This window comes from Pantoea latae, assembly GCF_002077695.1.
Classification (GTDB): Bacteria; Pseudomonadota; Gammaproteobacteria; order Enterobacterales; family Enterobacteriaceae; genus Pantoea; species Pantoea latae.
On the sequence record NZ_MWUE01000013.1, the window covers coordinates 92,706 to 104,899 of the forward strand.

Below are 12,194 nucleotides of genomic sequence, written 5' to 3' on the forward strand. Positions count from 1 at the left end.
AATTGTCAGGAGCCTGTCTCCCTGTACTCTGCTGCCAAAGCACAAGGAGACAGGCCCGTCGTTAATGTCCGCGCGTTCGTTGCCGCGCGTTATTCCTTACGTTGCTGTAAACGACGCAGGGAGCGTTCACGACGAGTTTGCTCCCGACTTCTGTCCAGCAAGATTTCCTCTATGAACGCCAGGTGACGATGCGAAGCCTCGCGCGCCTGTTCCGGCTCGCGAGCGACAATCGCCTCGAAAATACTGGCGCGGTGACCGCTCACCTTCGCCAGCATTTCCCGGCGCGAGTAGAGCAATTCAAAATTCTGTCGAACGTTTTGTTCCAGCATCGGCCCCATCGATCGCAGCAAATGCAGCAGCACCACATTATGGGCGGCTTCTGTGACAGCGATCTGATACTGCATCACTGCATTCGCCTCGGCGTCGAGGTCGCCGCTCTCCTGCGCCTGCTGTATCTGCACATGGCAGTGGCGGATACGTTCGATATCCTCTTCCGTGCCGCGCAGCGCCGCGTAATAGGCCGCGATGCCCTCAAGGGCATGGCGCGTTTCCAGCAGATCGAACTGAGATTCCGGATGCTTGGTAAGCAGGCTGACGAGCGGATCGCTGAGGCTTTGCCAGAGATGCTGCTGGACGAAAGTGCCACCGCCCTGACGGCGCAGCAGCAAGCCTTTCGCTTCCAGCCGCTGTATCGCTTCGCGAAGGGATGGACGTGAGACATCGAACTGTTTAGCGAGTTCACGTTCGGGAAGCAGCTTCTCGCCAGGACGTAGCGTCCCTTCCATGATCAGAGATTCCAGCTGCTGCTCTATGGCATCAGAGAGCTTGGGTTGGCGAATCTTACTGTAAGCCATCTTCCCTTCTTATCAAGCTGCTGTCCGAAGTAAATTGGTAATACCAATTCCAAAAAGTTGGCCGTAAAGTAACAAAGTATTCACCTTGTGTCTATATGACGCCGGTCACAATCCCTGGGATACAGGGCGCTGCGCGCGCTTAAGTGACCGCCGGAAAACCGGAAACAGGACAATGCGCCTGCGGTTAATTCCCGTTACTTTTACCAAACCTTACACAGCGTTAAGCGCGCTTTTCGCGCAGACCATAAGACAACCTTATTCGTCTTTCGCGTTAATTCGTGGCAGAACAGGCGCAGGCGTCAGTGTGACGGCGGCGATGCTTTTTCAGCTGTTTCTTAGCACGAAAAGCGAAAGCAGGTGCAAAGCGCACCGCATATCACTATTCTTGTCGCCAGGGTAGCATCCGCTTACAGAGAAGGCGCCTGATACCGTAAATAAATCAGTACGTTATTGTAACCACTTCCTGACAGCCATCGCGCTGCAACAGAAGAATTAAAACAACATGAGGTTTGTATGGAACAACAGCACGGCGACACGCTGAAGCGCGGGTTGAAAAACCGCCATATTCAGCTGATCGCGCTGGGCGGCGCGGTAGGTACCGGCCTGTTTCTGGGCAGCGCATCGGTGATCCAGGCCGCCGGTCCGGGCGTGATCCTCGGCTACGCCATCGCCGGATTTATCGCCTTCCTGATTATGCGTCAGCTGGGAGAGATGGTGGTCGAAGAGCCGGTCGCCGGCAGCTTTAGCCACTTCGCCTACAAATACTGGGGCAACTTCGCCGGCTTCGCGTCGGGCTGGAACTACTGGGTGCTCTACGTGCTGGTGGCGATGGCCGAGCTGACCGCAGTCGGCAAATATATTCAGTTCTGGTGGCCGGACGTGCCCACCTGGATTACCGCCGCTGTGTTCTTCGTGCTGATCAACGCCATCAACCTGACCAACGTCAAAGTCTATGGCGAGATGGAGTTCTGGTTCTCGATCGTTAAAGTGGTGGCGGTTATCGGCATGATCCTGTTCGGCGGCTGGCTGCTGTTCAGCGGCACAGGCGGCCCGCAGGCGAGCGTCTCCAACCTCTGGGCGCAGGGCGGTTTTCTGCCGCACGGCTTCAGCGGGCTGGTGATGATGATGGCGATCATTATGTTCTCTTTCGGCGGCCTGGAGCTGGTCGGCATTACCGCCGCAGAAGCGGATAACCCGGAGCAGAGCATTCCCAAAGCCACCAATCAGGTGATCTACCGCATCCTGATTTTCTATATCGGCTCGCTGGCGGTGCTGCTGTCGCTGATGCCCTGGACGCGCGTCACGGCGGACACCAGCCCCTTCGTGCTGATTTTCCACGAACTGGGTGACGCGCTGGTGGCGAACGCGCTGAACGTGGTGATCCTGACCGCCGCGCTATCGGTCTACAACAGCTGCGTTTACTGCAACAGCCGTATGCTGTTTGGCCTGGCGCAGCAGGGCAACGCGCCGAAAGCGCTACTGAAAGTGGACCGCCGCGGCGTGCCGGTGGCCACCATTCTGGTTTCCGCCGCAGCGACCGCGCTCTGCGTGCTGATTAACTACCTGATGCCTGGCGATGCCTTTGGCCTGCTGATGTCGCTGGTGGTCTCCGCGCTGGTGATTAACTGGGCGATGATCAGCATGGCGCACCTGAAATTCCGCCGTAAGAAAGATCAGCAGGGCGTGACAACGCGCTTTAAAGCCCTGCTCTACCCCTTCGGCAACTGGCTTTGCCTGGCGTTTATGGCGGCCATTCTGGTGATTATGCTGATGACGCCGGGTATGGCGATCTCGGTCTGGCTGATCCCGGTCTGGCTGGTTATCCTCGCCATCGGCTACGCCGTTAAAAACAAGGCGCAGCGCGCCTGACATTCAGCCCGTCGACCTGGTCGGCGGGCGGTTTTCCCTCTCGATCCAGTTCACACTTTTCCCGCCGCGCCTGTTTTGTCCATCTTACTGACTATTTGCTCCCAGCCATCCTGCTGATTCAGCACCGATAATTCTCTGCTCTTACCCAACGCGCAGGATAACCACCATGAAGGATTCCGCCCTCTCTTTTCGCGAAAAGCTGGGTTACGGCATGGGCGATGCAGGCTGCAATATGATCGGCGGCGCCATCATGCTGTTTCTTAATTACTTTTATACGGATGTTTTTGGCCTGGCGCCTGCGCTGGTGGGCACGCTGCTGCTCTCAGTGCGCGTGCTGGATGCGGTCACCGATCCCATTATGGGCGCTATCGCTGACCGCACCCAGAGCCGCTGGGGCCGCTTCCGTCCCTGGCTGCTGTGGGTGTCGGTGCCCTACGTGCTGTTCAGCGTGCTGATGTTCACCACGCCGGACTGGAGCTACGACAATAAAGTGATCTGGGCTTTCATCACCTACTTCCTGATGTCGCTGACCTATACCGCCATCAATATCCCTTACTGTTCGCTCGGCGGCGTGATCACCAACGATCCGGGCGAGCGCGTCTCCTGTCAGTCCTACCGTTTTGTTATGGTTGGCATCGCCACGCTGATCCTCTCGCTGTCGCTGCTGCCGATGGCGGAGTGGTTCGGCGGCGCGGACAAGGCGCGCGGCTATCAGCTGGCGATGAGCGTGCTGGCGCTGATTGGGCTGGGGATGTTTCTCTTCTGCTTCGCCACGGTGCGCGAGCGTATTCGGCCAGCGGTGCCGACCCATGACGACCTGAAAAACGACCTGCGCGACGTGTGGAAAAACGACCAGTGGGTGCGCATTCTGCTGCTCACCTTCTGCAACGTCTGTCCCGGCTTTATCCGCATGGCCGCCACCATGTACTACGTCACCTGGGTAATGGGCCAGAGCACGCACTTCGCCACGCTGTTTATCAGCCTCGGCGTGGTGGGCATGATGCTGGGCAGCACGCTGGCGAAGCTGCTCACCGACCGCTGGTGCAAGCTGAAGGTCTTTTTCTGGACCAACATCGCGCTGGCCCTCTTCTCCTGCGGGTTTTACTGGATCGATCCCCACGCCACCGTCGCGGTGATCGTCGCCTACTTCCTGCTGAACATCCTGCATCAGATCCCGTCGCCGCTGCACTGGTCGCTGATGGCCGACGTCGATGACTACGGCGAGTGGAAAACCGGCAAGCGCATTACCGGCATCAGCTTCTCCGGCAATCTGTTTTTCCTCAAGGTGGGACTGGCGGTCGCGGGCGCGATGGTCGGTTTTTTACTCTCGATTTACGGCTACGACGCGGGCACGAAACAGCAGTCGCCGCAGGCGGTGAACGGCATTATGCTGCTGTTCACCGTGATCCCCGGCGTAGGCTATCTGATTACCGCAGGCGTTGTGCGCCTGCTCAAGGTGGACCGCGCGCTGATGCGCACCATTCAGGACGATCTCGCGCTGCGTCGCGCCAACTTCCGCGAACTGCATGATATTCGTCAGCGCGACGGCGCCGTCACCCAACCCGGAGAAGCGAAATGAGCACAGCCTGGCCGAACCCCTTTATTGAACAGCGGGCCGATCCCTTTATCCTGCGCCATGAGCAGCACTACTACTTTATCGCCTCGGTGCCCGCCTATGACCGGCTGGAGCTGCGTCGCGCCAGCACGCTGCTGGGGCTGCGCCATGCCGAGCCGGTCGCCGTGTGGCATAAGCCGGAAACCGGCCCCTGCAGCGAGCTGATCTGGGCGCCGGAGCTGCACCGCATCGACGACCAGTGGGTGATCTATTTCGCCGCCGCGCCGACGCGCGACATCAAAGACGGCCTGTTTCAGCATCGCATGTACGCGCTGGTGTGCGACGACGCCGATCCGCTCAGCGGACGCTGGCAGGCGCCGCGCCGGGTGTTCAGCCAGTTCGACAGCTTCGCGCTCGACGCCACGCACTTCGTGCATCAGGGCAAAAACTGGTATCTGTGGGCGCAGAAAGATCCGGCGATTCCAGGCAACTCCAACCTCTATCTGGCGGAGCTGCTTAATCCCTGGACGCTGAAAGGCACGCCGGCGATGCTGAGCCGGCCGGAGTATGAGTGGGAGTGCGCCGGCTTTAGCGTCAATGAGGGACCGGCGGTGATCAAGCATGGTGACCGGCTGTTCGTCACCTATTCCGCCAGCGCCACCGACGAAAACTACTGCATGGGGCTGCTGTCGATCGACGACGAGCAGGATCTGCTCAATCCCGCCAACTGGCATAAATCGGCGCGGCCGGTCTTTACCTCAAACTGGGATAATCACCAGTACGGACCGGGCCACAACTGTTTTACGCAGGATGAAAACGGCGATGACCTGCTGGTCTATCACGCCCGCAACTACACGGAAATCGAAGGGGATCCGCTGTGGGATCCCAACCGTCATACGCGGCTGAAAAACTTTAGCTGGCGCGACGACGGCACGCCCGATTTCGGCGTGCCGCCTGCGGATTACACCAGCGTGCCGTAAATGGTCAGCAGCGCCACCACCACCACCAGCACCAGCGAGATGCGTTTCGCCAGCGCCACCGCGATGCGGGGCGTTTCGACTTTATCCATGTGCGGATCGCGCTCCAGCGAAAACTGCGCCAGGCTGGTCAACACCTGATACTGCGAACGGTGACGATCGGTCAGCGCGGCAAACCAGGCGGGCAGCGCCTTTTCGCCATGACCCAGCAGCGCATAGGCGACGCCCGCCAGCCGCGCCGGTATCCAGTCGACCACGTGCAGCAGGCCGTCAACGCCTGACTGCGCGCGCGCCAGCGGCGACTGATGCTTCGCCAGCCAGCTCTGCCAGGCGCGCAGAAAAGCGTAGCCCACCAGCAGCACCGGCCCGTATGAGCCGCCCGCCACCAGCCAGAACATCGGCGCCAGATAGAAGCGGAAGTTAATCCAGATCAGCGCGTTTTGCAGCTCGCGCAGAAACTCGCGTTCGCTGCACTCCACCGGCACGCCGTGGATCAGCGTCAGCTCGGCCGCCATTGCCTGATGGGCCGCCACATCGTCATGGCTCGCCGCTTTCAGATAGGCGTGATAGTGCAGGCGCGCCGATCCGGCGCCGATGCAGAGCAGGCCGATCAGGATCCACAGCAGCAGCTGCGCGACGCCGAACAGCACGCCTTTCAGGCTCCAGATCACCAGCGCGGCGATCGCCATCGCCAGCAGGGTCATCCCCAGCGTGCGCAGCAGCGAAAAACGGCGGCGACGGCGGAACAGCGGCTCCAGCCGATGATCGAGCTGCCAGTGCTCGCCCAGTTTAAACAGCCGTTCCCAACCTAATACCAGTAACAAGGAAAACAACGTCATACCCGCTCCGGGAAATCAAAATGAAGTCTGCGCCAACAGTTGCTGATAGTGCGGCCAGTCAAAAGCGGGCCCCGGATCGCTTTTGCGCGTCGGGGCGATATCGCTGTGGCCGGTAATGCGTGAAGGCGTAATGGGATAGTGCTGCAGCAGCAGCTGCGTGACGGCGGCCAGCGCCTGATACTGCGCATCGGTATAGGGCAGCTCGTCGGTGCCTTCCAGCTCAATGCCAATGGAAAAATCGTTGCAGTTTTCGCGCCCCTGATAGCAGGAAACGCCAGCGTGCCAGGCACGATCGTCGAAAGAGACGTACTGCACAATTTCGCCGTCGCGGCGGATCAGGCAGTGCGCCGCTACCTGCAGATGGGCGATATCGGCGAAATAGGGATGCGCGTCCGGCGGCAAGGTGCCGGTAAACAGCCGATCGATCCACGGCCCGCCGAATTCGCCCGGCGGCAGGCTGATATTGTGGATCACCAGCAGCGAGGGCGACTCGTCGCTGGGGCGTTGATTAAAATGCGGCGACGGCACCTGACGGATGTCGGTCAGCCAGCCCTGTTGCAGTTTCATACTGTTTTTCCCTGGCAGAGTCGGGCTGAGAATAACATGATTTATGATAATTTTTTGCAGCTTAATGCCGCGAAGGCGTGGCAACGCCCGCGCCATGTTCAGGATACTAAACAAAATAGCCATTCCATCTGGCGAACGCGCCGGTTTCGATCTATTGTGGCACTCTCTTTGTTCAGGTCATCTGGAGCGCAATCGCTATGCCAACCCGCCGTTATGATGCCGACAGCCGCCGACAGGCGCTGATTGCCCGCATTGAACAGGATATTCCCGCTACCGTCGCCCGCGCTTTGCAGGAGGATCTCGGCGGCGAAATCGATGCCGACCGCGACATCACTGCACAACTGCTGCCAGCTGACAGCCAGGCGCAGGCGCAGGTCATTACGCGCGAAGCGGGTGTTTTCTGCGGTAAACGCTGGGTGGAAGAGGTGTTTAACCAGCTTGGCGGCCATGTGACGCTGGGCTGGCAGGTTGAAGATGGCGACCGCGTGTCGCCCGATCAAACGCTGTTTACCCTCAGCGGCCCTTCTCGCCGCCTGCTGACCGCAGAGCGCACCGCGCTGAATTTTGTGCAGACGCTGTCGGGCGCCGCCACCGAGACCAGCCGCTACGTTAAGCTGCTGGAAGGCAGCAACACGCAGCTGCTGGACACGCGCAAAACCGTGCCGGGGCTGCGCACGGCTCTGAAATATGCCGTGCTGTGCGGCGGCGGTGCCAACCATCGCCTCGGCCTCTCGGACGCGTTTTTAATTAAAGAGAACCATATTATCGCCAGCGGCTCGATTCAGCAGGCGGTGGAAAAAGCGTTCTGGCTGCACCCGGACGTGCCGGTAGAAGTAGAAGTGGAATCACTGGCGGAGCTGGACCAGGCGTTAGCCGCCGGCGCCGATATCGTCATGCTGGACAACTTTACCCTCGACGACATGCGTGACGCGGTACAGCGTACCCAGGGGCGCGCGCAGCTGGAGGTCTCAGGCAACGTGACCGAAGCGACGCTGGCGCAGATTGCGCAAACCGGCGTCGACTATGTCTCTGTCGGCGCGCTGACCAAGCATGTCCGCGCGCTCGACCTCTCGATGCGCTTTACCACGCTGTAGAACCGAGCTGCCGTGCCGTTGCGCACGGCAGCTTTGCGTACCTGCTTCCACATTATTGTTGTTCCCGCTGCAATCCCTCTTTTTCACTGCGTCGCCTTTTCCAGCCTTAAAATCCACCGCTGGGTTTCACCTCTGCGCTTTTTTACTCTGCCCTCTCCTGTTTACCGAGAGGAGAACGAGATGACGAATCAACAGGGATTTACCCTTGTCGAGCTGATGATTGTGGTGGGGATCGTGGCGATCCTCAGCGCCATTGGTCTGCCGGCGTATCAGAACTACCTCCAGCGCGCGGCGCTTACCGATATGCTGCAAACCATGCTGCCCTATAAAACCGCCGTCGAGCTGTGCGCCATGGAGCGCGGCGGTCCAGAGCCTTGTCAGGCGGGCGAGAAAGGGATACCGGCGGCGAAAGGTTCGCGTTATGTCTCCGCGCTGAGCGTCGTCAACGGCACTATTACCTTAACCGGCCAGGAGAGCCTGAATGGGCTGAGCGTCGAAATGACGCCGGTGTGGGACAGCGGCGATGGCAGCCTGAAGTGGCAGCGCAGCTGTACCAGCAGCAGCAACAGCCTGCGCGACAACTGTCTGGAACAGTTCCGCTTCGACGACAAAGGAGCCGACAATGGCAACGCCTGACGCCACTCTCCACGCCATCTGCCAGCGCTACCGCGCCGTCCTGCTGCATCATGACGCGACGCGGCTGCGCGTCGCCGTGGCGGAACCGATGCCGGAGGGATTACACGAGGCGCTCGCGTTCGCCAGCCAGTGCCAGATTGAGGTGGAGTGCTGGCCGCAGGCGCGGCTCGATCTCCACCAGCACGGCGGCGCCTCTGCGCCTTCGCCGCGTGACCTTCAGCCCGAATCGGCGGTGGAAACCGTCGATCAGATGCTGCGCCAGGCGCTGCGCCGGCGCGCCTCCGACATTCATATTGAACCGCAGCGCGACGGCCTGCGGATACGGCTGCGCATCGACGGCGTTTTACAGCCCTTTACGGCCTTAACCGAGGCGCCGCCCGCCGCGCTGCTCGCCAGGCTGAAAATTCTGGCCGGGCTCGATATCGCCGAGCGCCGGCTGCCCCAGGACGGGCAGTTTACCCTGACGCTGGAGGAGAAACCCGCCGCTTTTCGGCTCTCCACGCTACCGGTGCAGCATGGTGAAAAAGCGGTGATCCGCCTGCTACAGAGCGAAAGCAGTACCCTGTCGCTGGATAAGCTGGGCTTGCCCGCCGCGCAGCGCCGCCTGCTGGCGGCCGCGCTGGCGCAGCCGCAGGGGCTTATCCTGGTGACCGGCCCGACCGGCAGCGGCAAAACCTTTACGCTCTATAGCTGCCTGAGCACGCTGAACCGGCCGGAAATGAACGTCAGCAGCGTGGAAGATCCGGTGGAGATCCCGCTGGCTGGCATTAACCAGACGCAGATCAACCCGAAATGCGGGCTCGACTTCAACCGCGTGCTGCGTGCCCTGCTGCGCCAGGATCCAGACGTTATTATGGTGGGCGAAATCCGCGATGCAGAAACGGCGGAGATAGCGGTCAAAGCGGCGCAGACCGGCCATCTGGTGCTCTCGACGCTGCACACTAACTCGACGGCGGAAACCCTGACGCGGCTGCGTCAGATGGGTATTCCCGGCTATCTGCTCGGCCCGGCGCTGCGGCTTATTATTGCGCAGCGGCTGGTGCGGCGGCTTTGCCCCCACTGCCGTCAGCCCGCCCAGGCGGTGGCGCACTTTCCGCCGGACATCTGGCCCGGCACGCTGCAGACCTGGCGCGCCCCCGGCTGCGATCACTGTTTTTCCGGCTATTTCGGGCGGCTGGCGCTGTTTGAAATATTGCCGGTGGGCGCGAAACTGCAAAACGCCATCGCCGCTGAGATGCCGCTCGACAGCGTGCTGGCGCTGGCGAAAAAACAGGGCATGCGGACGCTGTTTAGCGCCGGGCTGGAGGCGGTCAGCCGCGGCGAGACGTCGCTGGAAGAGATGCAGCGCGTCACGGGCCTGGAAGATGGCCACGCTTAGCCTGTTTCGCTGGCAGGCGGTCGACGGTCAGCAGCAGCTGCACGAGGGCGAGAGCCTGGCGGCGGATGAAGAGAGCGTGCTGCGCCAGCTGGCTGAACAGGATCTGCTGCCGGTCAGCTGGCGCCGCGCCAGAACCTGGCGCACGCGCCACTGGCAGTGGCAGCAAAAGATCGATTTTGTCCGGCAGCTGGCGACGCTGCTGAAAGCGGGCCTGCCGCTGGCGCAAGGGCTGGCGCTGCTGGCGCAAGGCCATCCGCATACCGGCTGGCGCCTGCTGCTGCACGCGCTGCGGCTGCGGGTCGTTAGCGGCGTGCCTTTTTCGCAGGCGCTAGGCCAGTGGCCGCAAATCTTCCCGCCGCTCTTCTGCGCCCTGATGCAGGTCGGCGAGCTGACCGGCCAGCTTGACGTCTGCTGCGCGCAGCTGGCCGAACAGCAGGCGCGGCAGCGTTATTTATGGAATAAGGTGGTGAAGGCACTGCGCTATCCGCTGTTTATTCTGCTGGTAGCGATCGCCGTCAGCGGCGGCATGCTGTTATTCGTGCTGCCGGAGTTCGTCTCGGTCTACGCCTCGTTCAATGCGCCGCTTCCCGCGTTTACGGCAGCGGTGATGGCGCTGTCAACCGGGCTGCAGCGCTGGGGTGGCTGGCTCGCTATCCTGCTGGCGTTGTCGGCGGCGGGCTGGCAAGCGCTGCGGCGACGCTCGCCTGCCTGGCAATTGTGGGAACAGCGCCTGATGCTGCGCGTGCCGCTGCTCTGCGACCTGTGGCGCGGCAGCCAGCTCAGCCAGATCTATGCCGTTTTGCAGCTGACGCAACAGGCGGGCATTACGCTGCTGCAGGGACTGCAGGCGGCGGAGGCGACGCTGACGACGCGCTTATGGCGCGACGCCCTGGTTGCGCTGCAGCGCCATATCGCGCAGGGGCAGCCGCTGCATCTGGCGCTACAAGACCATCCGCTGTTTACGCCGCTCTGTATGCAGCTGGTGCACGTCGGGGAAGAGGCCGGGGCACTGGACACCATGCTGGCGCGCCTGGCGGAGTGGCACGAAGCGCAAACTCTGGCGCTGGCCGATACGCTTGCCGCCTCGCTGGAGCCGGCGATGATGGTGGTGATCGGCGCGATTGTCGGCACGCTGGTGATCGCCATGTATCTACCGGTATTTGGGCTGGGAGACGCCATCCACTAGGGTGCGCGAGGCACCCTGATGGCAGAAAAGATTAGCGGTTGAAAACGCGGTTTTCCTGCTCGGCAACGCGGATAAAGGTGGTTCGCTTGGTCAGCTCCTTCAGCCGCTCCGCGCCGACATAGGTGCAGGCTGAGCGCAGGCCGCCAAGAATGTCGCGCGCCGTCTCTTCCACCGGCCCGCGCAGCGGCAGTTTTACTGTCTTGCCTTCCGCCGCGCGATACTGCGCAACGCCGCCGACGTGGCGCTTCATCGCCGATTCAGAACTCATGCCATAAAACAGCATAAACTGCTCGCCGTTCTCTTCGACCACGGTGCCCTCGCACTCATCGTGCGCCGCCAGCATGCCGCCCAGCATCACGAAATCGGCGCCGCCGCCGAACGCCTTGGCGATATCGCCCGGCACCGCGCAGCCGCCGTCGCTGACGATCTGTCCGCCCAAACCGTGTGCGGCATCCGCGCACTCGATCACCGCCGAGAGCTGGGGATAGCCGACGCCGGTTTTGACGCGCGTGGTGCAGACCGAGCCTGGCCCAATGCCAACCTTAACGATATCGGCGCCGGAGAGGATCAGCTCTTCCACCATCTCGCCGGTCACCACGTTGCCTGCACAGATAGTGCGATCCGGAAACAGCTCGCGCGCACGCTGCAGGAAGGTGACAAAGTGCTCGGAATAGCCGTTCGCCACGTCGATACAGATAAATTTGAGGTCGGCGGAGAGCGCCAGAATCGCCGTCAGCTTTTGCAGATCGGCTTCAGAGGTGCCGGTCGACACCATAATGTGGTGTAGCACTGCAACCGACGAGCGCTGGATAAAGGCGCGCCACTCTTCCACGCTGTAGTGCTTGTGCACCGCCGTCAGAATGTCGAAGCTGGCCAGCGCCTCCGCCATGCTGAAGGTGCCGACGGTATCCATGTTAGCGGCAATAACCGGCACGCCGTGCCAGTTCAGGCCTGAGTGCTTAAAGGTAAAGCTGCGTTCAAGTTCGACCTGAGAGCGGCTTTTCAGCGTGGAGCGTTTCGGACGGATCAAGACGTCTTTAAAACCCAGCTTTAAATCTTCTTCAATACGCATACAAAATATGTCCTGGTAAGTGGCAGCAAATCACCGTTCGGGTAGCGCGCACGGCTCCAGTGAACTCATCATACGCGCCGTACGCGCCGCGACAAGACTGCGAATTTCACTTTATTTAAGCTACAATCCGATAAATTTAGCTGAGAATATTCATTGTGATCGCGCAC

The 12,194-nt window shown here is 61.1% G+C and carries 11 protein-coding genes; 7 read left to right on the top strand and 4 right to left on the bottom strand.

Features of this window, described 5'->3' with window-relative positions; all coding sequences use genetic code 11:
• Positions 1-89: 89 nt before the first annotated feature.
• Complete coding sequence (pdhR, locus tag B2J69_RS09230; protein WP_081138542.1) at positions 90-854, bottom strand: pyruvate dehydrogenase complex transcriptional repressor PdhR; 765 nt, start codon at positions 852-854, stop codon at positions 90-92.
• Positions 855-1,367: 513 nt separating this feature from the next.
• Here pdhR and aroP point away from each other — a divergent pair.
• From aroP to B2J69_RS09245, 3 genes are all read left to right on the top strand, one after another.
• The gene (gene aroP, locus B2J69_RS09235) at positions 1,368-2,723 is read left to right on the top strand and encodes an aromatic amino acid transporter AroP (protein WP_081138544.1); all 1,356 of its coding nucleotides are present in this window, start codon (positions 1,368-1,370) and stop codon (positions 2,721-2,723) included.
• A 166-nt stretch (positions 2,724-2,889) separates the two neighbouring features.
• A complete protein-coding gene (locus B2J69_RS09240; protein ID WP_081138547.1) occupies positions 2,890-4,302 on the top strand; it encodes a glycoside-pentoside-hexuronide (GPH):cation symporter in 1,413 nt (470 codons plus the stop codon).
• The gene (locus tag B2J69_RS09245) at positions 4,299-5,258 is read left to right on the top strand and encodes a glycoside hydrolase family 43 protein (RefSeq protein ID WP_081138550.1); all 960 of its coding nucleotides are present in this window, start codon (positions 4,299-4,301) and stop codon (positions 5,256-5,258) included. The genes B2J69_RS09240 and B2J69_RS09245 overlap by 4 nt, the downstream gene beginning before the upstream one ends.
• Here B2J69_RS09245 and ampE read toward each other — a convergent pair.
• Complete coding sequence (ampE, locus tag B2J69_RS09250; RefSeq protein WP_081138553.1) at positions 5,240-6,094, bottom strand: beta-lactamase regulator AmpE; 855 nt, start codon at positions 6,092-6,094, stop codon at positions 5,240-5,242. The genes B2J69_RS09245 and ampE overlap by 19 nt on opposite strands.
• Before the next feature lie 15 nt (positions 6,095-6,109).
• The gene (gene ampD / locus B2J69_RS09255; protein ID WP_081138555.1) at positions 6,110-6,661 is read right to left on the bottom strand and encodes a 1,6-anhydro-N-acetylmuramyl-L-alanine amidase AmpD; all 552 of its coding nucleotides are present in this window, start codon (positions 6,659-6,661) and stop codon (positions 6,110-6,112) included.
• A gap of 197 nt (positions 6,662-6,858) precedes the next feature.
• On the opposite strand from ampD, the gene nadC reads away from it, so the two are divergent.
• The 4 genes from nadC to hofC all read left to right on the top strand — a co-directional run bounded on the left by nadC (position 6,859) and on the right by hofC (position 10,955).
• Entirely contained in the window at positions 6,859-7,755 is an 897-nt protein-coding gene (gene nadC, locus B2J69_RS09260; RefSeq protein ID WP_081138558.1) for a carboxylating nicotinate-nucleotide diphosphorylase, read from the top strand.
• 180 nt (positions 7,756-7,935) lie between these two features.
• Positions 7,936-8,391, top strand: a complete 456-nt coding sequence (ppdD, locus tag B2J69_RS09265) for a prepilin peptidase-dependent pilin (protein WP_081138560.1) — start codon at positions 7,936-7,938, stop codon at positions 8,389-8,391.
• A complete protein-coding gene (gspE, locus tag B2J69_RS09270; RefSeq protein WP_081138562.1) occupies positions 8,378-9,769 on the top strand; it encodes a type II secretion system protein GspE in 1,392 nt (463 codons plus the stop codon). Before ppdD ends, gspE begins: the two co-directional genes overlap by 14 nt.
• A complete protein-coding gene (hofC, locus tag B2J69_RS09275; RefSeq protein ID WP_081138565.1) occupies positions 9,756-10,955 on the top strand; it encodes a protein transport protein HofC in 1,200 nt (399 codons plus the stop codon). Before gspE ends, hofC begins: the two co-directional genes overlap by 14 nt.
• A gap of 31 nt (positions 10,956-10,986) precedes the next feature.
• On the opposite strand, the gene B2J69_RS09280 is transcribed toward hofC, so the two are convergent.
• Positions 10,987-12,027: a GMP reductase gene (locus tag B2J69_RS09280; RefSeq protein ID WP_081138567.1), complete on the bottom strand. Its 1,041-nt coding sequence runs from the start codon at positions 12,025-12,027 to the stop codon at positions 10,987-10,989.
• Positions 12,028-12,194: the final 167 nt, after the last annotated feature.

Excerpts from the sequence above, each read along its gene's own strand:
- B2J69_RS09240 (WP_081138547.1), top strand. The coding sequence starts at position 2,890 with ATGAAGGATTCCGCCCTCTCTTTTCGCGAAAAGCTGGGTTACGGCATG.
- nadC (WP_081138558.1), top strand. The coding sequence starts at position 6,859 with ATGCCAACCCGCCGTTATGATGCCGACAGCCGCCGACAGGCGCTGATT.
- ampD (WP_081138555.1), bottom strand. The coding sequence starts at position 6,661 with ATGAAACTGCAACAGGGCTGGCTGACCGACATCCGTCAGGTGCCGTCG.
- ppdD (WP_081138560.1), top strand. The coding sequence starts at position 7,936 with ATGACGAATCAACAGGGATTTACCCTTGTCGAGCTGATGATTGTGGTG.
- aroP (WP_081138544.1), top strand. The coding sequence starts at position 1,368 with ATGGAACAACAGCACGGCGACACGCTGAAGCGCGGGTTGAAAAACCGC.
- hofC (WP_081138565.1), top strand. The coding sequence starts at position 9,756 with ATGGCCACGCTTAGCCTGTTTCGCTGGCAGGCGGTCGACGGTCAGCAG.
- gspE (WP_081138562.1), top strand. The coding sequence starts at position 8,378 with ATGGCAACGCCTGACGCCACTCTCCACGCCATCTGCCAGCGCTACCGC.
- pdhR (WP_081138542.1), bottom strand. The coding sequence starts at position 854 with ATGGCTTACAGTAAGATTCGCCAACCCAAGCTCTCTGATGCCATAGAG.
- ampE (WP_081138553.1), bottom strand. The coding sequence starts at position 6,094 with ATGACGTTGTTTTCCTTGTTACTGGTATTAGGTTGGGAACGGCTGTTT.
- B2J69_RS09280 (WP_081138567.1), bottom strand. The coding sequence starts at position 12,027 with ATGCGTATTGAAGAAGATTTAAAGCTGGGTTTTAAAGACGTCTTGATC.
- B2J69_RS09245 (WP_081138550.1), top strand. The coding sequence starts at position 4,299 with ATGAGCACAGCCTGGCCGAACCCCTTTATTGAACAGCGGGCCGATCCC.